Genomic DNA, 19,740 nt, shown 5'->3' with positions numbered 1-19,740 from the left:
CCCGGACCCCAGTAGTGGTTGACGTATCAATGAAAGGATTTTCTTGATGAAGCTTGGTTTCGCGCTTCCGATAGTCGGGCCCGCAATCAGCAGCGCCGAGGGTCTCAGTGGGTTCTGCCGCGGACTCGAAGACCTTGGCTACGACACACTCTGGGTCGGCGATCGCCTGGTCACGCCGGTCGACATGCACAGCACCTACCCGGGCAAAGAGCAGCCGTACCCGCGACAGATGACCCGTTACCTCGACCCGGTGCTGCTGTGGACGGTCGCCGCGGCGGCAACCAGTCGGGTGCGGCTGAACGCCAGCACGCTCAGCACGTTCTACTACGAGCCGGTGCACCTGGCCCGGATGCTGACCACACTCGACGTGCTCAGCGAAGGCCGCCTTGACGTCGGCGTGGGAATCGGGTGGATGAAGGACGAACATGACATCGCCCGCAGCGCGGACTGGCGCCGGCGCGGGCGGCAGCTCGACGACCTGTTGGCGTTCCTGCACGAGTGGTGGACGACGACCCCGGTTTCCTGGGAAAGCGAGTTCTTCTCACTGCCGCCGGTGCATGCCGACCTTCGCCCGGTCCAGGCCGGTGGTCCGCCCATCTGGATCGGCGGTGTCAGCGAGGCGGCGATGCGCCGGGTCGGCCGCAGCGGCACCGGCTGGCTGGGAGTCGAGGGACTGCAGGACGAGATCACCGACCACCTGTGGTCGATTGCCCGCTGGGAGGCGAAGGACGCCGGCCGCGATCCTGACGCGCTGAAGAAGGCCATGCGGATCAACCTCGATCCGGGCACGTCCGTCGACTCTGTCGCCGACAGGCTCGAGCGTCTGGCCGGGTCCGGTGCCGACGAGGCGATCGTGGATCCCTTCGCCATGTTCCCCAGCCTGGACGAGATGCTTGATTTCGCCGGTCAGATCATCGCTCGATGGAGTGATCCTGGGATTGGTTGACGGCAAGGACGCCGGAAACCAGAAACGCCGCCTGCTTGCGCAGACGGCGTTCCCGATATCGGGGTGGCTGACGGGACTCGAACCCGCGACAGCCAGGATCACAACCTGGTGCTCTACCAACTGAACTACAGCCACCATCGCCGCTCTGCCTCTGGAGCATATGCGGCTCGTAGATACTAACTGCTTGGGTGCTGTACCGCCGAATCGGTTTCGGTCGCGTCGTCCTTCGGCGGGCCGAGCTCGGCGGCGATCGCAGCGATATCGCTGGTAGACGGCCCGGGCTGCGCGACGAACGCGGTCGAGCGGTAGTACTTGAGTTCGCGGATCGACTCGTGGATGTCGGCCAGGGCGCGGTGTGCGAGACCTTTCTCCGGCTGGCCGAAGTAGATCCGGGGGTACCAGCGGCGGCACAGCTCCTTGATCGAGCTGACATCGATCATCCGGTAGTGCAGGTAATCGTCGAGTTTGGGCATGTCGCGGGCGATGAAGCCACGGTCTGTCGCGATCGAGTTGCCGGCCAGGGGAGCGGCCTTGGCGGTCTTGACGTGCTCGCGGATGTAGTCGAGCACCATCTGCTCGGCGGTGGCCACGTCGACGGTCGACACCCGGACTTCTTCGATCAACCCGGACCTGGTGTGCATCTGTTTGACCACGTCGACCATGGAGGACAGCGCCTCGTCGTCGGTGTGAATGACCACGTCAAGGCCGTCACCGAGGATGTTCAGGTCAGCGTCGGTTACCAGAACCGCGATCTCGATCAGCCGATCGGACTTGAGGTCCAGGCCGGTCATCTCGCAGTCGATCCATACCAGTTCGTCTCGCACGAAGATCCACAGTATTCCTACACGTGACAACGAGCCGTCACACCGACCGCGCGCGCCGCCTGACAAGTAGTGTCAAACCCCGATTGGCTCGTTCGCGAAAACTGGGAGGACCGCGGCATGACCACCGAATCGACAGCCACCCCCGCGCAGCAGATTGCTGCCGGTTACGCAGTCGAAGGCCGGGCGTTGGAGCTGGGAACTGTTTTCGTCCCCGACGACGCAGGCGGCACTGTCGACCCGAGCGCGCAGGTCCGCATCCCGCTGGCCACGGTCAACCGGCACGGCTTGATCGCGGGTGCCACGGGTACCGGCAAGACCAAGACGCTGCAGGTGATCGCCGAGCAGTTGTCCGCGGCGGGTGTCCCGGTGGTGATGGCCGACGTGAAGGGCGATCTGTCGGGACTGTCGAAGCCCGGCGAGGCCAACGACAAGACCGCGCAGCGGGCCAAGGACACCGGCGACAGCTGGGCGCCGACAGCCTTCCCGGTGGAGTTCCTGTCGCTGGGCACCGAAGGGATCGGGGTCCCGGTGCGGGCCACGATCACCAGCTTCGGACCGATCCTGCTGTCAAAGGTTCTGGGGCTCAACGCAACTCAGGAGTCCACGCTCGGCCTGATCTTCCACTGGGCCGATCAGAAGGGCTTGCCGCTGCTGGACATCAAGGACCTGCGTTCGGTGATCCAGTTCCTCACCAGCGACGAGGGCAAGCCCGAGCTCAAGGCCCTGGGCGCGGTGTCGACTACGACGGCGGGTGTCATCCTGCGGGCCCTGGTCAACCTGGAGGCCGAGGGCGCCGATTCGTTCTTCGGCGAACCGGAACTCGAGCCCAAGGATCTGCTGCGCACCGACGCGCAGGGCCGCGGCATCATCAGCCTGCTGGAGTTGGGTTCGCAGGCCGCGCGTCCGGTGATGTTCTCGACGTTCCTGATGTGGGTGCTGGCCGATCTGTTCACGTCGCTGCCCGAGGTCGGTGACATCGACAAGCCGAAGTTGGTCTTCATCTTCGATGAGGCGCATCTGCTTTTCACCGACGCGTCCAAGGCGTTCCTGGAGCAGGTCGAGCAGACCGTCAAGTTGATCCGCTCCAAGGGCGTCGGCGTGTTCTTCTGCACGCAGCTGCCCACCGATGTGCCCAACGAGGTGCTCTCACAGCTGGGTGCCCGGGTGCAGCATGCGTTGCGCGCCTTCACCCCGGACGACCAGAAGGCGCTGTCGAAGACCGTGCGCACATACCCGAAGACCGATGTCTACGACCTGGAGAAGGCGCTGACGTCGTTGGGTATCGGCGAGGCTGTGGTCACGGTGCTCTCGGAGAAGGGTGCGCCGACGCCGGTGGCGTGGACGAGGATGCGGGCGCCGCGGTCGTTGATGGACACGATCGGCAATGACGCGATCACCGCTGCCGCCAAGGCCAGCCCGCTGCAGGCGACGTATGGCCAGACGGTGGACCGGGATTCGGCCTACGAGCAACTGGCCGCCAAGCTGGCCCCGCCACCGTCGCCGGAGGATCCGGGCGGCTTCGGCGGTGTCGAGGCGTCAGGTGAGATCGAGGCCATGCCGGCCCCGGCGCAACCGGCCGAGCCGGGGATGCTCGAGCAGGTGCTCAAGAGCTCGGCGTTCAAGAGCGCCATGCGCTCGGCGGGCACCGTGATCGGTCGCGAGATCACCCGCAGCATCTTCGGGACGGGCCGCCGCCGGTAGTCCGCGTATCCGCCGAAACGGCATTCCGGCAGGGCGTTACTCGATATTTCGCTGCTGGAATGCCGTTTCGCCGCAGAGGGGTGGGAAGCTCTAGCCGCCGCCGAGCTTCTTGTACACGGCGCCCACGATCGGGGTGACGATCGCCCGCGGTGCGTATCCGCTGGCCATCGACATGGCCTTGGAGGTCACGCCGGGCACCACCCGCATTTTGTTCTTCTCCAGACCGTCCAGCGACAGCTTGGCGGTGTATTCGGTTGAGATCCACAGGAAGTCGGGGATCAGCCGCTCGACCAGAGACTGCTCGGACTCGTCGGGCAGGTCGGTACGCACCGGGCCCGGCGCCAGCACCGTGACGTGTACGCCCGCGCCCTTGAGTTCGCCGCGCAGTGACTCGCTGAAGGTATTGGCGAACGCCTTGGTCGCCGCGTAGGTGGCGTTGTTGGGGATCGGTGAATTACCGGCCGCCGAGCCTGAGGTCAGGATGCCGCCGGAGCCGCGCTTGACCATTCCGGGCAGCACCGCCAAAACCAGATCGTGGACACCGAGCACATTCAGCTGCACCTGTGCCTTCTCACCGGCCGGGTCGAGGTCGTTGACCGGGCCGAAGGTCGCGGTGCCCGCGTTGGCGCACAGGATCGAGATCTCGCGCTGGGCGAGTTCGTCGCACAGGACGCCTCGGGCCGCGGGATCGGCGAGGTCGACGGCGCGCACCTCGACGGTGACCCCGTAACGCTCGGTGAGGCGCTGCGCGAGTGACGTCAGTACGTCCTCCCGTCGGGCGGTGATGATCAGGTGGTGGCCGCGGGCAGCGAGTTCGGTGGCCAACGCTTCGCCGATGTTCTGCGAGGCGCCGGTGACGACGGCACGGGCATCCGGACTGGGTGCGGGTACTGGCATGCGGCCAATCCTAGAAGGCGCCCGAACCCATAAGGTGTCGGTCATGACTAACCCCCGGCGGGCGAGGGTGCTCGCGTGGGCACTGTGGGACTGCGGCGCGACTGGGCTGAACGCCATCGTCATCACGTTTGTGTTCTCGGTGTATCTGACGAAAGGCGTCGGATCGGACTTGCCCGGCGACACCTCGCCGGCCAGTTGGCTGGGCTGGGCCATGTTCGCCGTCGGTCTCGCGGTGGCTCTGCTGGCGCCCGCCGTCGGGATCTGGGTCGACGCGCCGCAGCGGCGGCGTCGGGTACTGGCGGTGATGACGGGTGCCGCCGTGGCGTTCACCGCGGCGATGAGCCTGATCCGCGACGACCACCGTTACCTTCTGCCGGGGTTGATCCTGTTGGCCTGCACCGCGGCCTGCAACGAGCTGGCCACCGTGCCCTACAACGCCATGCTGCGACAGCTGTCCACCCCGGAGACGTCAGGGCGGATCTCCGGGCTCGGCCTGGCGATGGGCTACGGGGGCAGCGTCGTGCTGTTGCTGCTGGCCTACGTCGGATTCATGGCCGGTGACGGGGGGATGCTGGGCATCCAGACCGAAGACGGACAGAACGTGCGAGCGGTGATGCTGCTCACCGCGGTCTGGTTTGCGTTGTTCGCGCTGCCGTTGTTCGTGATGGTGCCGCCGGTGAAAGATGCGCCCCCTGTTGAGCGGGTCGGCTTCTTCGGCGCCTACCGCAAGTTGTGGTCCGAGATCCGCGGCGAGTGGCAACGCGACCACAACGTCGTCTACTACCTGCTCGCCAGCGCGGTGTTCCGCGATGGGCTGGCCGGGGTGTTCACCTTCGGCGCGGTGCTGGGGGTCAGCGTCTACGGCATCTCCGAGGCAGACGTGCTGTTGTTCGGGATCAGTGCCTGTGTGATCGCCGCGCTCGGGGCCGTCATCGGTGGGCAGCTCGATGACCGGATCGGTTCCAAGTCCGTCATCGTCGGATCGCTGGTCTCCCTGATCGCGGTGGGGCTGGCCTTGCTGGTGCTGTCAGGACCGGTGGCCTTCTGGGCGTGCGGCCTGTTGCTGTGTCTGTTCATCGGGCCGACGCTGGCCTCGGCCCGCACCTTGATGCTGCGGATCACCGCGGACGGCAAGGAGGGCGTCGCGTTCGGGCTCTACACCACCGTCGGACGCGCAGCGTCCCCCCTGGCGCCGTTGCTGTTCTCCATTTTCATCAATGTGTTCGGCGCCGACCGGGCCGGGATGGGCGGACTGGTGCTGGTGCTGGCGCTGGGACTGGCGGGCATGTTGGCCGTGCGGGTGCCGGCACGGCAGCCCAGCCCCGCCGTGCCGGCGCACTGAGCCGGGCTCAGGCCGTACCGACGCAGATGGTGATTCCCGAGCCGGTCCGATGTTGGGTCTGCACGCCGTTGACGGTCACGGTGCACGCCACCTCGGGGCCGAAGTTCACGACGCTCACGCTGGCGGTCTCGGTCGCCGGTTGAGCCAGTTCGACCTGCTTGCTCCAGGGCAGCATGACGTTGAACTCCGTTTGCAGCACGTTGCCGGTGTCCAGGTAGGTGATGTTGATGGCCCGGCCCTCACCGGCGACCTCGTAGGTGACCGTCTCGGTGGGCCCGGGCGTGGTCTCCGTGGGTGGGGCCGTGGTGGGCGCCGGGACCGGGCGGGGCGCCCGCGAGGTCGTGGTGGGTGTCTTCGGTGACGTGCTGAAGCTGGGCTGCGGGGTGATCGGTTGCGGCGCGACCACGGTCTCCTGGCTGGAGCCGTTGGCGATCACCAGTGCGACGACGAGGCCCAGCGCGACCAGGACCGCCACGGCAGCCAGGATCCACAACCAGAGCCGGGGCTCGGGGCCGTCGGGCTCCGGCGGGGTTCCCGGCGGAGTGGGAGCGCCCGGCGGCTGGCCGGTTGCGCCCGCGTCATGCCCGTAGGGAGAGTAGGGCGGTAGCTGTTGGGTGGGATTCGGGGCTGCCTGCGGCGCCGGACCGGGCACAGCCGGGTACGCGCCCTGATACGGCGGCTGGTTCGAGTACGCCGGATCTGGATAGTCCACGGGGTAGCCGCTACCGAACGATTGGGTCGGCTCGGACCCGTCGCGGCGTGGTGAATCGGTCATGCCCACCTCATGGCTGCGAGGGTACCTGTGCGGATGCTCAGTCCGCTGCGGCCGAGGTCCCAGGGATCGCGTGGTGATGAGAGATGCTGGAGTGGACTGCGCAGATGACGGGAGGACGCGAGGTGGCCGCAGATCGGCATGTGCGGGTGAACTACGGCGCGTCGTTGTCACCGGATGCGACGGCATTTGCCCACTTGGTCGACGATGGCGGCTATCCGCGGGCGGTGCAGCGCTTCCTGCGCGGGTGGCGGGCCAGTTCCTCGCGCGACGTCGAGCTGCCCGTGGTCGGGCCCGTGACGAAGGTCATCCATTCCGCCGACGGCCACTGGCTGGCGTGCCAGGTGGCACCCGAAGGTGGGACCCGCAGCCAGATCTGGGTGGTGACGACCGATCCCGACGACCGTGACGCGCGCCGGATCGACTACTGGCCGCCCGACGCGGAGGGCACCGCCGAACTGATCAGTTGGGACGGCACCCAGGTCGCGGCGATCCTCACCGGAGAGGACGGCGTCGGCAGCTCGTGCCTGATCGATCCGGCCACCGGTGGCACCCTCATACTCGACCGACGGTCGGGCGGCCGGCTGGTCGACGCGTGGGCGGGCGCCTCGCTGGTGCGGGTCGGGCCGCGCGGGTACCAGGAGCTCATCATGTTGTGGGGCCTGACCGAGATCGCGCTGCTGCCATCGGATCCCGGGTCGGTCACCGATTTCGGTGTGATCCTCGATGATCACACCCCGCGAAGGCTCCGCAGCGGCTTCGACGGTGAGACCACCCTGTACTACCCGGCCAGCACCTATGAGCCGGGCAGCACCGAAGGCTTTGTGCGGGCCCTGATCCGCAGTGACAACGGCGCCGCGCACGCCCGTCTGCTGGAGGTGACGGTGACCGCCGAAGGTGTGACGTATCACGTCGTGGCCGAGCGGGCCGGCTACGAGCTCGACGAGTTCGTGGTCAGTGACGATCTGTCCACCGTCGCGTTGTTGTGGAACATCGACGGCCGCAGCGAGTTGCAGGTCCTGGAGTATGCCGACGAATCGCTGTCGGCACCGATTCCCATGCCCGGTCCGGTCGCCGGTGAGCTCAGCATCAGCGCGGGCGGGTCCATGGTGGCGGTGACCGTGCAGGGGCCGTCGCTGCCGCGCACCGTCGAACTCGTCGACCCGCGTTCGCTGGAATGGGAGCGGATCGACCGGGAGCCCAGCAGCGGGCCCCTGACCGCGGCGCCGACCTTGGAGCGGATCACCGCACGCGACGGGCTGCAGCTCACCGGGTGGTTGTACCGGCCGCAGGGCGAGACGGTGGGTGCGGTGATGTTCCTGCATGGCGGCCCCGAGGGGCAGGCGCGGCCGGAATACAACGAGATCTTCCCGGCGCTGCTGGAGGCGGGTTTTGCGGTGCTGACGCCGAACGTGCGCGGCTCGGGCGGGTTCGGCCGGGCTTTCGTGCACGCCGACGACAAGGAGCTGCGGTTCGCCGCGATCGACGATGTCGCCGATTGCGCGCAGTATCTGGTGGACCAGGGTGTCGCGCCGGCCGATCGGCTGGCCTGTACCGGGTGGTCGTACGGCGGCTATCTGACCCAGGCGGCGTTGGCTTTCCACCCGGAACTGTTCGTCGCCGGCATCAGCATCTGCGGGATGAGCGACCTGAACAGCTTCTATCACACCACCGAGCAGTGGATCGCCGCGGCGTCCTACCCCGAATACGGCCATCCGGTGGCGGATCGTGATCTGCTGGAACGGCTTTCGCCGCTGCCGAGGGCGGATGCCATGATCGCCCCGCTGCTGCTGGTGCACGGCGGCAACGACACGAACGTGCCGCCCGATGAATCCCGTCAGATGTACGAGGCACTGATGGCGCTCGGGCGCACCGCAGAACTGCTGATCTTCGACGACGACGGCCACGAGATCGTCAAGCGGGAGAACCGCGCCGTGCTGGTCGATGTGGCGACCCGCTGGCTGTCCAAGGCGTTCGGTGTCTAGTCGGCGGTGAGCGCGGCCAGCGTCATCCGGCGCAGTACCGCACGTGAATGTGTCTTGGGGACAGCGGGTCTCACGCTGTAGGGGGTGGAGTTCAGCAGGCCGAACGCGGCGTGAGCCATGACGCGGGCGTCGTCCTCGGCCAGATCCGGGTTCACCTGGGTCAGGACCGCCACCCAGATCTCGACGTACTGTCGCTGGGACCGCCGCACCTGGCGCTTGGCGGCGTCGGGGAGATGGGCCAGGTCGCGGTCCTGGATGCGGATCAGGTCGGGCTCGCCGAAGACGAAGTCGAGATGGAAATCCACGAGGCCGTTCAGGGTGTCTGCGGGCGGGGCGCTGCGGGCGGTGACCTCCTGCGCTCCCGCGAGCAGGCGGGTACTGATCCCGACCAGCAGTTCGACCAGCAGGGCCTCTTTGTTGGGGAAGTGCCGGTAGATGGCCGGCCCGGAGATGCCGACCGCAGAGCAGATGTCCTCCAGGCGTACCGCGAGGTAACCGCGTTCGGCCACAAGCCGTTCGGCGGCAGCGATCAGTTGGCTGCGGCGGTCGGACTTGGCCTTGCTGCGACGGGTGACGGCGCTGTCGGACATGGCGCCTCCGGGGGTAGACAACTCAGTTAATGAAAACTAACCTAACACGAGTTAGTTGTCATTAACCGAAATGGGAGCTGCCTTGTCATCGCACCGCGACGAGCATCAGGCGCTGGTTGGGCAGTTGCGCGCCAAGCTCGCCACCGCCGCACTCGGCGGCCCCGAGCGAGCCCGTCAACGCCACGTCGACCGGGGCAAATTGCTGCCCCGGGACCGGGTTGACGGGCTGCTGGACCCGGGCAGCCCGTTCCTGGAGATCGCCGCACTGGCTGCCGACGGGATGTATGACGACGAATGTCCCGGTGCCGGGATGATCGCGGGCATCGGCCGGGTGTCGGGCCGGGAATGCCTGATCGTGGCCAACGATGCGACCGTCAAGGGCGGCACGTACTACCCGGTCACGGTCAAGAAGCACCTGCGTGCGCAGGAGATCGCGCTGCAGAACAAACTGCCGTGCATCTATCTCGTCGACTCCGGCGGTGCCTTCCTGCCGCGTCAAGATGAGGTGTTCCCCGACCGCGAACACTTCGGCCGGATCTTCTACAACCAGGCCACGATGAGCGCGCAGGGCATCGCGCAGATCGCCGCGGTGCTCGGCTCGTGCACCGCGGGTGGCGCCTACGTGCCTGCGATGAGCGATGAGGCCGTCATCGTGCGTAACCAGGGCACGATCTTTCTGGGCGGTCCGCCGCTGGTGAAGGCCGCCACCGGTGAGGTCGTCACCGCCGAGGACCTCGGCGGCGGGGACCTGCATTCCAAGACCTCCGGTGTCACCGACCACCTGGCTCACGACGACCGGGACGCGCTGCGGATCGTGCGCAACATCGTCGCCACCCTGGGGCCGGCCGAGGCCCCGCCGTGGGCCGTGACGCCCACCGTGGACGCCGTCGCCGACCAGACCGAGCTCTACGACGTGGTCCCGGTCGACTCCCGCGTGCCGTATGACGTGCACGAGGTGATCACCCGGATCGTCGACGGTGGCGAGTTCAGCGAGTTCAAGGCCGAGTACGGCACCACGCTGGTCACCGGGTTCGCCCACATCCACGGCCACCCGGTCGGCATCGTCGCCAACAACGGTGTGCTGTTCGGCGAATCCGCGCTCAAGGGAGCGCATTTCATCGAGCTGTGTGACAAGCGCAAGACACCGCTGCTGTTCCTGCAGAACATCGCCGGGTTCATGGTCGGCCGCGACTACGAGGCCTCCGGCATCGCCAAGCACGGCGCCAAGATGGTCACCGCGGTGGCCTGTGCCCGGGTGCCGAAGCTGACCGTGGTGATCGGCGGCTCCTACGGGGCCGGCAACTACTCGATGTGCGGGCGTGCCTATTCGCCACGGTTCCTGTGGATGTGGCCCAATGCCCGCATCTCGGTGATGGGCGGCGAGCAGGCCGCTTCGGTGCTGGCCACGGTGCGCGGCGACATGAGCGCCGAGGAAGAAGAGCAGTTCAAGGCGCCGATCCGCGCCCAGTACGAGCACCAGGGCAACCCGTACTACTCGACGGCCCGGCTCTGGGACGACGGGGTGATCGACCCGGCCGACACCAGAACTGTGCTCGGACTTGCTCTTTCGGTTGTCGGCCAGGCTCCGCTGGAGCCGGTCTCCTACGGCGTATTCCGGATGTGATGATGAGCCTCTCTCTGTTCGATACAGTCCTCGTCGCCAACCGTGGCGAGATCGCGGTGCGGGTCATCCGCACCCTGCGGGCCATGGGCATCCGATCGGTGGCGGTGTTCAGCGACGCCGACGCCGGAGCCCGACATGTTGCAGAGGCCGACGTGGCCGTCCGTATCGGACCGGCTGCGGCCCGGCAGAGCTACCTCGACATCGACGCAGTGGTTTCGGCTGCGCAGCGCACCGGTGCACAGGCGGTGCACCCCGGCTACGGATTCCTTTCCGAGAACGCCGAGTTCGCCGCCGCACTGCAGGCCGCGGGCATCGTGTTCATCGGCCCGCCCGCTTCGGCGATCGCCACCATGGGCGACAAGATCGCGGCCAAGGCCGCGGTGTCTGCGTTCGGCGTCCCCGTCGTACCCGGCATCTCGCGTCCGGGCCTGACCGATGACGAGCTGATCGCGGGCGCGCCCGAGGTCGGGTTCCCCGTTCTGGTGAAGCCGTCGGCAGGCGGTGGCGGCAAGGGCATGCGTGTGGTCGAACAGGCTTCCGACCTGCCTGCTGCGCTGATCAGCGCCCGTCGCGAGGCCGCGGCCGCGTTCGGTGACGACACCCTGTTTCTGGAACGATTCGTGTTGCGGCCCCGCCATATCGAGGTGCAGGTGCTCGCCGACGGCCACGGCAACGTGATCCACCTCGGTGAGCGCGAATGCAGCCTGCAGCGCCGCCACCAGAAGGTCATCGAGGAAGCGCCGTCACCCCTGCTGGATCCGGCCACCCGGGCTCGTATCGGGGCCGCCGCCTGCGACACCGCGCGTAGCGTCGACTACACGGGCGCCGGCACGGTGGAGTTCATCGTGTCCGCGGATGCACCCGACGAGTTCTTCTTCATGGAGATGAACACCCGGCTTCAGGTGGAACACCCGGTCACCGAAATGGTGACCGGTGTGGACCTGGTGGAGCAGCAGGTGCGCATTGCCGCGGGGGAGAAGCTCGGGCTCGGCCAGGACGACATCGTCATGACCGGACATGCCATCGAGGCCCGGGTGTACGCCGAGGACCCCGCGAACGGCTTCCTTCCCACCGGTGGGCCGGTACTGGGATTGCGCGAGCCGACCGGACCCGGTGTGCGGGTGGATTCCGGCCTGGCCGCGGGCACCGTCGTCGGCAGCGATTACGACCCGATGCTCTCGAAGGTCATCGCCTACGGCGCCGACCGGGCCGCGGCGCTGCACAAGCTGGACCGGGCGCTGGCCGATACCGCGGTACTGGGCCTGACCACCAACACCGAGTTCCTGCGCTTCCTGCTGGCCGATCCCGATGTGGCCGCCGGCCGGCTGGACACCGGCCTGTTGGACCGTCGGGCACCGGATTTCGCGCCTCAGGTACTCGGCGACGCCGAGTTGATCGCCGCGGCGGCCTACCAGTGGATCAGCAACTGGACCGAGGCCGGCGACGATCTGTGGGCACGGCCGACCGGCTGGCGGGTGGGGGAGCGTGCCCCGGCGGCATTCCGGCTGAGGGCCGGCGACCGCACCGACCACGTGCACCTCACCGGCACTCCCGGTCAGGCCACCGCCACCGTCGAGCACGGTGAAACCCACACCGTCAGTGCAGCATTCGTCGGAGATCAGTTCACCCTCACCCTCGACGGCATGCGGGCCGAGTACCTGGTCGGCGCGCAACTGAGCGGGGGGGTAGGTCAGCTGTGGCTCTCCGGCGCCGGACGCAGTTACCTCGTCGAGGAGGTCCGCGAGGCGCCGGTGCGCCCCGATGACGAGCACAGCGGTGACGCCGAACTCGTCAGTCCCATGCCGGGATCGGTTGTCGCCGTGGGCGTTGCGAGCGGCACCGAGGTGTCCGCCGGAACCATGGTCGTCACCGTGGAGGCGATGAAGATGGAGCATGCCCTGACGGCACCCACCGATGGTGTGGCCGAGCTACTTGTCGCCGTCGGCGACCAGGTCAAGGTGGGCCAGCCGCTGGCCCGGATTACCGCTGCAACACAGGAGAACGAGCAATGACGGACTTTCTGTCCACCGGCACGCTGCCGGACCATTACGCGGAACTGGCCAAGACCGTCCGCGACTTCGCCCAGAGCGTCGTCGCCCCGGTGGCCGCGAAACACGATGAGGAACACTCGTTCCCGTATGAGGTCGTGGCCGGTATGGCCGACATGGGGCTGTTCGGGCTGCCGTTCCCCGAGGAGTACGGCGGCATGGGCGGCGACTACTTCGCGCTCTGCCTGGCCCTGGAGGAACTCGGCAAGGTGGACCAGAGCGTGGCCATCACGCTCGAGGCCGGAGTCTCACTGGGTGCCATGCCGGTGTACCGCTTCGGTAATGACGCGCAGAAGGAAGAGTGGCTGCCGCTGCTGGCCAGCGGTAAGGCACTGGGTGCGTTCGGTCTGACCGAGGCCGGGGGCGGCAGCGATGCGGGTGCCACCAAGACCACCGCGAAAATGGACGATGGCCACTGGGTGATCAACGGTTCCAAGCAGTTCATCACCAATTCCGGCACCGACATCACCAAGCTGGTCACGGTCACGGCGGTTACCGGCGAAGCGGGAGGATCCGGCGGGCAGGAGCGAAGCGACTTGGGGAATCGGCAGAGCAAGAAGGAGATCTCCTCGATCTTGGTCCCCGTGCCGATCGAAGGGTTCACCGCCGAACCGGCCTACAACAAGGTCGGCTGGAACGCCTCGGACACCCACCCGCTCAGCTTCGACGACGTCCGTGTGCCCGCCGAAAACCTGCTCGGCGAACGCGGCCGCGGCTACGCCAACTTCCTGCGCATCCTCGACGAGGGCCGCATCGCCATCGCGGCGCTGTCCGTCGGTGTCGCGCAGGGCTGCGTGGACGAGTGCGTCAAGTACGCCAAGGAGCGTCAGGCCTTCGGTGCGGCCATCGGTACCTACCAGGCCATCGCCTTCAAGATCGCCCGGATGGAGGCCCGGGCTCACACCGCCCGCGCCGCCTACTACGACGCCGCGGCGTTGATGCTGTCCGGCAAGCCGTTCAAGAAGGCGGCGTCGGTGGCCAAGCTGGTCTCCAGCGAGGCGGCGATGGACAACGCCCGCGACGCCACCCAGATCTTCGGCGGCTACGGTTTCATGAACGAATACCCGGTGGCGCGTCACTACCGGGACAGCAAGATTCTCGAAATCGGTGAGGGGACAACCGAAGTGCAGCTGATGCTGATCGCGCGGGAGGCGGGTCTGTGACCGAGGAGCGAGTGATCGAACAGCGTGGGCTGTGGTTCGAGGAGTTCGAGACCGGGGTGCGCTACCTGCACCGGCCCGGGCGCACCATCACCGAGGCCGACAACACACTGTTCACCGCGGTGACCATGAACACCCAGGCGCTACACCTCGATGCTTCCTGGTCCGAGCAGCAGCCGCCGTTCAACCAGCGGCTGGTGAACTCGATGTTCACGCTGGCCACCCTGGTCGGGCTCTCTGTCTCCCAGCTCACGCAGGGCACCACCGTCGGCAACCTCGGGTTCTCCGAAATCGCCTTCCCCAAGCCGATGTTTCATGGCGATACGCTCTACGCCGAGACCGTCGTCACCGAGAAGCGGGCATCCAAGAGCCGTCCCGGCGAGGGTATCGTCACGTTCGTGCACACCGGACGCAACCAGCACGGTGACATCGTGGCCACGGCTACCCGCAAGGCCCTGATGCGGATGTGCCCGGAGGGGGGTTCCTGATGACACTGGGCAACAACGGACCCGGCTGGCTGTTCTGCCCGGCCGACCGGCCGGAACGGTTCGAAAAGGCCGCGGCGGCAGCTGATGTCGTGATCCTCGACCTCGAGGACGGGTGCGCGGCCAAGGACCGCCCCGCCGCTCGCCAGGCCTTGATCGACACGCGGCTGGATCCGGCCCGCACCGTGGTGCGGGTCAACCCGACCGACAGCGCCGATCACGAGCTGGACCTGAAGGCAGTCGCCGCAACCGATTACACCACCGTGATGCTGGCCAAGACCGAGCATGCCGATCAGGTGCGCGCGCTGGCCCCGCTGGATGTCGTGGTGTTGATCGAGACCCCGCTGGCCGCGCTGAACGTCGTCGAGTTGGTGCAGCCCGACAACGCCTTCGCGGTGATGTGGGGAGCCGAGGATCTGTTCGCGGTCACCGGCGGCACCGCCAACCGCCGGCCTGACGGCACCTACCGCGACGTCGCCCAGCACGTGCGGTCGCAGACCCTGCTGGCGGCCAAGGCCTACGGGAAGCTGGCGCTGGATTCGGTGTACCTCGACATCAAGGATCTCGATGGCCTGCGGGCCGAGTCCGATGACGCGGTAGCGGTCGGATTCGACGCCAAGGTGGCGATCCACCCCACGCAGGTCGCCGTCATCCGCTCGGCCTATGCGCCGACCGATGAGCAGATCAGCTGGGCACGGGCAGTGCTCGACCGGGTGGCTACCGAACGTGGCGTCTTCCAGCACGACGGTCTGATGGTCGACGCCCCGGTGCTGCGCCGGGCCGAGCGGATCGTCGCTCTGGCGCCCTGATTTGGGCCGACACGCCTCCAATCGTTACCGGCGATGGACCCGGCCGAACTCGGTTCGGGCGCATAATGGCGATATGCCCCAGTGCTGCGACGGGCCGAGCGGATCGTCTGACTAGCGCCACACCCAGGCATTAGCCGGAAGCCTCTCACCAGGGGTTTTGCACGTACCGCCGCTGCTCTGAGCACCTCACGGACTGGCGGCGCGACATGCCGTCACCTGAGAAGGAGGCGGTATGGCTGGGATGTATGCGGCACCGGGTGTCGATCTGGATCCGGTACGTCTGGTGGACGCGGACGGGTCACCCACCGGCGAGACCCGCTTCAGCCGCGATCTGCCCCACGAGACCCTGGCTTGGCTCTACGAGTCCATGGTGGTCACCCGCGATCTGGACACGGAATTCATCAACCTGCAACGGCAGGGTGAGCTGGCGCTGTACGCGTCGTGTCGTGGTCAGGAGGCCGCACAGATCGGGGCCACGGCCTGTCTGCGCAAGACGGACTGGCTGTTCCCGCAGTACCGGGAGATCGGCGCGTTCTTGCTGCGCGGCATCACGCCCGGCCAGATGGGTGCGGTGTGGCGGGGCAAGTGGCACGGGGGCACGGAGTTCACCAGCCGCTGCGTCGCCCCGATCGCGATTCCGATCGGCACGCACGGACTTCACGCCGTCGGCGCGGCGATGGCTGCCCAACGTCTCGGCGAGGATTCGGTGACCGTCGCATTTCTCGGCGACGGCGCGACGAGTGAGGGTGACGCGCACGAAGCGCTCAACTTCGCTTCGGTGTTCAAGGCGCCGTGCGTCTTCTTCGTGCAGAACAACCAGTGGGCGATCTCCGTGCCGGTCAGCAGGCAACAGGCCGGGCCGTCGATCGCACATCGGGCCACCGGCTATGGCATGCCGGGTGTCCGCGTCGACGGTAACGACGTACTGGCCTGCTATGCGGTGATGGCAGAGGCGGCCGAACGAGCCCGGCAGGGCGGCGGTCCCACGCTCATCGAGGCCGTCACCTACCGGATGGGCCCGCACACCACCTCCGACGATCCCACCCGCTACCGGTCGGCCACCGAGCTCGATGACTGGCTGGCCCGTGATCCGATCGCGCGCTACCGCACCTACCTCCAGACCACCGGTGTGCTCGACGACCGTCTGGAGCAACGCGTCGCGTCGCGGTCACTCCGGCTCTGCGCAGAGTTGCGCGACACGATCGTCGGAGCCGCGGATGCCGATCCGGCCGAGCTGTTCGACAACGTGTATGCCGAGATCACCCCGGATCTGGCACGTCAACGCGATCAACTATCGGCCGAACTGGCGAAGGAGGCGTGAGACCATGACCCAGATCATCGATCGTCCTGCCGCTCAGGGTGATTCGCCGGACCCGTGGGAGCCGGAGCTGACTCTGCTCAAGATGCCTCCGCCGCCGGATGTCATGCCGGTGCCGACCGAGCTGACGATGGTCGCGGCCATCAACCGGGCGCTGCGTGATTCCATGGCCGCCGATGAACATGTCCTCGTGTTCGGCGAGGACGTCGCGACCCTCGGCGGCGTCTTCCGAGTCACCGAGGGGCTGGCCGAAACCTTCGGTGCCGAGCGGTGCTTCGACACTCCGCTGGCCGAGTCGGCGATCATCGGTATCTCCATCGGCCTGGCGATCCGCGGTTTCATCCCGGTTCCGGAGATGCAGTTCGACGGATTCAGCTATCCGGCCTTCGACCAGATCGCCAGCCACCTGGCGAAATACCACATGCGCACCCACGGTGACGTGAAGATGCCGGTGACGGTGCGGATTCCGTCGTTCGGCGGTATCGGCGCGGTCGAGCATCACTCGGAGTCCACCGAGTCGTACTGGCTGCACACCGCCGGTCTCAAGGTCGTCGTACCATCGACCCCGTCGGATGCCTACTGGCTGCTGCGGTATGCGATCAGCAGCCCCGACCCGGTGATCTTCCTGGAGCCCAAGCGGCGCTACTGGGCCCGCGAACTCGTCGACACCAGCGCACCGGCGCCGCCGATCGGCCGGGCCGCCGTGCGGCGCAACGGAACCGACGTAACGGTCATCACCTACGGCGGGCTGGTGGGCACCGCGCTCAACGCCGCCGAGCTGGCCGCCGACCGCGGCTGGAGCCTGGAGGTGGTGGATCTGCGCTCACTCAACCCGCTCGACTTCGACACGGTCGCGGCCGCGGTGCAGCGCACCGGTCGTGCGGTGGTGATGCACGAAGGCCCTCGGACCCTGGGCTTCGGTGCCGAACTTGCTGCCCGGATCTCCGAGGAGTGTTTTTACGACCTTGAGGCACCGGTGTTGCGCGCCACGGGTTTTGACACACCGTATCCGCCGGCCCGGCTGGAGAAGGCGTGGCTGCCCGGCGTCGACCGGTTGCTCGACTGTGTCGAGCGTGCGCTGGAACAGCCGTGAACCGGGAGTTCCTGGTCCCCGATCTCGGCGAGGGGCTGCAGGACGCCACCATCACCAGCTGGAGTGTCGCGGTGGGCGACACGGTCGAGCTCAACCAGACGCTGTGCACCGTCGAGACCAACAAGGCCGAGGTGGAGATCCCGAGCCCGTTCGCCGGGCAGGTGCTCGAACTCGGCGGCGCGGCAGGGGACACCTTGACCGTCGGGACGTTGCTGGTCCGCATCGATGCCGGTGAGCCGGCCGATACCCCCACTCCTCCGGCGAAGAATGGTGCGACGCCACGTAAATCGGTACTGGTCGGATACGGCACCGATGACAGCATGGATGCCAGTAGGCGGGCGCCGGCAACGGGTGACCGGGCCCGTGCCAAACCACCGGTGCGGAAACTGGCAGCCGATCTGCATGTGGACCTCGACGCACTTGTCCCGGGATCGGGGCCCGAGGGGATCGTCACCCGTGACGATGTGCTGGCCGCCGCGGGTAGCTCGGAGAACCTCGACGTCACTGGCGTGCAGGCCGCCATGGCGCGAAGGATGTCTCTGTCGCACAAGGAAATTCCTGATGCCCATGCCCGTGTCGAAGTCGATTGCAGCGCGTTGTTGCAGCTGCGCGACCGGATCCGGGCTGCCGATGCCGAGCTGCCCGTCACGCCGTTCGTACTGACGCTGCGGCTGCTGGTGGTGGCGCTGGGGCGGCATCAGCTGCTGAACTCCACGTGGCTGGAAACCACGGAAGGTGCTCAGATCCACCGGCATCCGGCCGTGCATCTGGGCTTCGGGGTGGCCGCGCCGCGCGGACTGCTGGTTCCCGTGGTCCGTGACGCGCAGACGATGACGACCCGGCAGTTGGCCGGTGCGGTGGCCAGGCTCGTCGAGCGGGCCAGAGCCGGCACGCTCAGCCCGGCGGAGCTCAGCGGGTCGACGTTCACGGTGTCGAACTTCGGTGCTCTCGGCCTGGACGACGGCGTACCGGTGATCAACTATCCGGAGGCGGCGATTCTGGGCATGGGTTCGATCAAACCGCGCCCGGTCGTTGTTGACGGTGCGGTTGCGGCCCGCCCGACCATGTCATTGACGTGTGTATTCGACCACCGCGTCGTCGACGGCGCGCAGGCCGCGGCATTCCTGGGCGACCTGCGCACCCTGGTCGAGGCGCCCGAGCTCGCTGTGCTGGACCTGTAGGGAGAGTTGTAGCCCGCTACTTCCGCTTGGCGGCAGCCAAACGCGCTGCGAACTCGGGAGATTCGATCGAGCGTGCCTGCGGACCGAGTTCGATGTCAACGGCGGTCCCGTGCTGGTCGGTGTCGACCGTGCCCGGATCGGCGGTGGCCCGCATCGAGGCCTTCGTGGCGATCACCACGTCGCGCGGAGCACCGGCGGGACCCGCGGCGAGCATGCGCGCCGCACCCACCGGATCTTCGGCGATCGACAGCGCCAATCCGTGGCGCACCGCGGATTCGGCGTCGAAGCGCATACCGAACAACAGTGCCGCTCGGGCCACCTGTGGGCCGACGCCTCGCTGCAGCATCCAGGTGGCGCCGCCGCCGGGGTGGATGCCCAGCTTCTGGAACCGTGGATCGAACAGCGCGCCCGGGCCGGCGATGCGGATGTCGGCGGCCAGCGCCAGGTTCAGGCCCGCCCCGACTGCGGCGCCGTTGACCGCGGCGATCGTGGGCAGCGTGCAGTTGGCGACCGCCAGGAACCCGTCGTAGATCTTGCGCAGCCCGTCCTCGGTGGCCTCGCCGAGCGCGGTGAGGTCGGCTCCGGCGCAGAACGCCTTGCCCGCACCCGTGACGATCACGGCGTGCACGTCGGGGTTGGCCTCGGCGCCCTCGACTGCAGCGCGCAGGGCCGCCGACATCTCGAAGGTCACCGCATTGCGGCGATCGGGATCGTTGACGGTGATGACTGCGATGTGATCGTCGACGCTGACCAACACTGAATCCGGCACGAAGCCACCCTAGCCTCCGTGCGCATTGCCGGGTGAGCGTCACGCCAGAGTGGCGCCCGCGCTCGCGCGCCACTCTGGCGTGACATTCGGCGCGTGGCAGTCGGTGCCTAGCCTCCGTGCGGGTGACCACAAATGTTCATCGAAACGTCGGCCTCATTGCCCAGCGGTCCGGCCGGTGTGAGCGGACAATGATTCG

Annotated in this window: 17 protein-coding genes and 1 tRNA gene; 12 read left to right on the top strand and 6 right to left on the bottom strand. The window is 67.5% G+C overall.

What is annotated here, in order from left to right:
* The first annotated feature begins 46 nt into the window (after positions 1-46).
* Entirely contained in the window at positions 47-946 is a 900-nt protein-coding gene (locus AB0876_RS26650; protein WP_526043357.1) for a TIGR03619 family F420-dependent LLM class oxidoreductase, read from the top strand.
* A gap of 62 nt (positions 947-1,008) precedes the next feature.
* On the opposite strand, the gene AB0876_RS26645 is transcribed toward AB0876_RS26650, so the two are convergent.
* Positions 1,009-1,081 (bottom strand) — tRNA-His (locus AB0876_RS26645).
* Positions 1,082-1,122: 41 nt separating this feature from the next.
* On the bottom strand, positions 1,123-1,770 hold the full coding sequence (gene orn, locus AB0876_RS26640) for an oligoribonuclease (protein WP_491841142.1): 648 nt from the start codon (positions 1,768-1,770) through the stop codon (positions 1,123-1,125).
* A 117-nt stretch (positions 1,771-1,887) separates the two neighbouring features.
* Here orn and AB0876_RS26635 point away from each other — a divergent pair, with 117 nt between their 5' ends.
* Positions 1,888-3,471 carry a helicase HerA-like domain-containing protein gene (locus tag AB0876_RS26635; protein ID WP_491841143.1) on the top strand — a complete coding sequence of 528 codons (1,584 nt, stop codon included), beginning with the start codon at positions 1,888-1,890 and terminating at the stop codon, positions 3,469-3,471.
* Positions 3,472-3,561: 90 nt separating this feature from the next.
* On the opposite strand, the gene cmrA is transcribed toward AB0876_RS26635, so the two are convergent.
* A complete protein-coding gene (gene cmrA, locus AB0876_RS26630; protein ID WP_055115808.1) occupies positions 3,562-4,368 on the bottom strand; it encodes a mycolate reductase in 807 nt (268 codons plus the stop codon).
* A gap of 43 nt (positions 4,369-4,411) precedes the next feature.
* Here cmrA and AB0876_RS26625 point away from each other — a divergent pair, with 43 nt between their 5' ends.
* On the top strand, positions 4,412-5,710 hold the full coding sequence (locus tag AB0876_RS26625) for an MFS transporter (protein WP_526043356.1): 1,299 nt from the start codon (positions 4,412-4,414) through the stop codon (positions 5,708-5,710).
* 7 nt (positions 5,711-5,717) lie between these two features.
* On the opposite strand, the gene AB0876_RS26620 is transcribed toward AB0876_RS26625, so the two are convergent.
* Positions 5,718-6,485 (bottom strand): MmpS family transport accessory protein, encoded by a 768-nt coding sequence (locus AB0876_RS26620; RefSeq protein ID WP_526043355.1) that lies wholly within the window; start codon positions 6,483-6,485, stop codon positions 5,718-5,720.
* A 104-nt stretch (positions 6,486-6,589) separates the two neighbouring features.
* Here AB0876_RS26620 and AB0876_RS26615 point away from each other — a divergent pair, with 104 nt between their 5' ends.
* A complete protein-coding gene (locus AB0876_RS26615) occupies positions 6,590-8,467 on the top strand; it encodes an alpha/beta hydrolase family protein (protein ID WP_526043354.1) in 1,878 nt (625 codons plus the stop codon).
* Here AB0876_RS26615 and AB0876_RS26610 read toward each other — a convergent pair.
* Positions 8,464-9,057, bottom strand: a complete 594-nt coding sequence (locus AB0876_RS26610; RefSeq protein WP_491841147.1) for an SACE_7040 family transcriptional regulator — start codon at positions 9,055-9,057, stop codon at positions 8,464-8,466. The two genes, AB0876_RS26615 and AB0876_RS26610, sit on opposite strands and share 4 nt — an antisense overlap.
* Before the next feature lie 70 nt (positions 9,058-9,127).
* On the opposite strand from AB0876_RS26610, the gene AB0876_RS26605 reads away from it, so the two are divergent.
* The 8 genes from AB0876_RS26605 (at position 9,128) to AB0876_RS26570 (ending at position 18,775) form a co-directional block, all read left to right on the top strand.
* The gene (locus tag AB0876_RS26605; protein WP_526043353.1) at positions 9,128-10,681 is read left to right on the top strand and encodes a carboxyl transferase domain-containing protein; all 1,554 of its coding nucleotides are present in this window, start codon (positions 9,128-9,130) and stop codon (positions 10,679-10,681) included.
* A gap of 14 nt (positions 10,682-10,695) precedes the next feature.
* Positions 10,696-12,693, top strand: a complete 1,998-nt coding sequence (locus AB0876_RS26600) for an acetyl/propionyl/methylcrotonyl-CoA carboxylase subunit alpha (protein WP_526043451.1) — start codon at positions 10,696-10,698, stop codon at positions 12,691-12,693.
* The gene (locus AB0876_RS26595; protein ID WP_526043352.1) at positions 12,690-13,892 is read left to right on the top strand and encodes an acyl-CoA dehydrogenase family protein; all 1,203 of its coding nucleotides are present in this window, start codon (positions 12,690-12,692) and stop codon (positions 13,890-13,892) included. Before AB0876_RS26600 ends, AB0876_RS26595 begins: the two co-directional genes overlap by 4 nt.
* Positions 13,889-14,377, top strand: a complete 489-nt coding sequence (locus AB0876_RS26590) for a MaoC family dehydratase (RefSeq protein WP_526043351.1) — start codon at positions 13,889-13,891, stop codon at positions 14,375-14,377. The genes AB0876_RS26595 and AB0876_RS26590 overlap by 4 nt, the downstream gene beginning before the upstream one ends.
* Positions 14,377-15,183, top strand: a complete 807-nt coding sequence (locus AB0876_RS26585) for an HpcH/HpaI aldolase/citrate lyase family protein (RefSeq protein WP_491841152.1) — start codon at positions 14,377-14,379, stop codon at positions 15,181-15,183. Before AB0876_RS26590 ends, AB0876_RS26585 begins: the two co-directional genes overlap by 1 nt.
* A 232-nt stretch (positions 15,184-15,415) precedes the next feature.
* Positions 15,416-16,504 carry a pyruvate dehydrogenase (acetyl-transferring) E1 component subunit alpha gene (gene pdhA, locus AB0876_RS26580; protein ID WP_526043350.1) on the top strand — a complete coding sequence of 363 codons (1,089 nt, stop codon included), beginning with the start codon at positions 15,416-15,418 and terminating at the stop codon, positions 16,502-16,504.
* A gap of 82 nt (positions 16,505-16,586) precedes the next feature.
* Complete coding sequence (locus tag AB0876_RS26575; RefSeq protein ID WP_526043450.1) at positions 16,587-17,594, top strand: alpha-ketoacid dehydrogenase subunit beta; 1,008 nt, start codon at positions 16,587-16,589, stop codon at positions 17,592-17,594.
* Complete coding sequence (locus AB0876_RS26570) at positions 17,591-18,775, top strand: 2-oxo acid dehydrogenase subunit E2 (RefSeq protein WP_526043349.1); 1,185 nt, start codon at positions 17,591-17,593, stop codon at positions 18,773-18,775. The genes AB0876_RS26575 and AB0876_RS26570 overlap by 4 nt, the downstream gene beginning before the upstream one ends.
* A gap of 16 nt (positions 18,776-18,791) precedes the next feature.
* Here the strand turns inward: AB0876_RS26570 and AB0876_RS26565 are convergent, their stop codons facing one another.
* Positions 18,792-19,544: an enoyl-CoA hydratase gene (locus AB0876_RS26565; protein ID WP_491841155.1), complete on the bottom strand. Its 753-nt coding sequence runs from the start codon at positions 19,542-19,544 to the stop codon at positions 18,792-18,794.
* Between the last annotated feature and the right edge of the window lie 196 nt (positions 19,545-19,740).

The sequence above is a fragment of the Mycobacterium sp. NPDC049093 genome (assembly GCF_040704635.1).
GTDB lineage: Bacteria > Actinomycetota > Actinomycetes > Mycobacteriales > Mycobacteriaceae > Mycobacterium.
The sequence above is the reverse complement of the archived record's forward strand: the minus strand, read 5'-3'. Positions and strand labels throughout refer to the sequence as shown.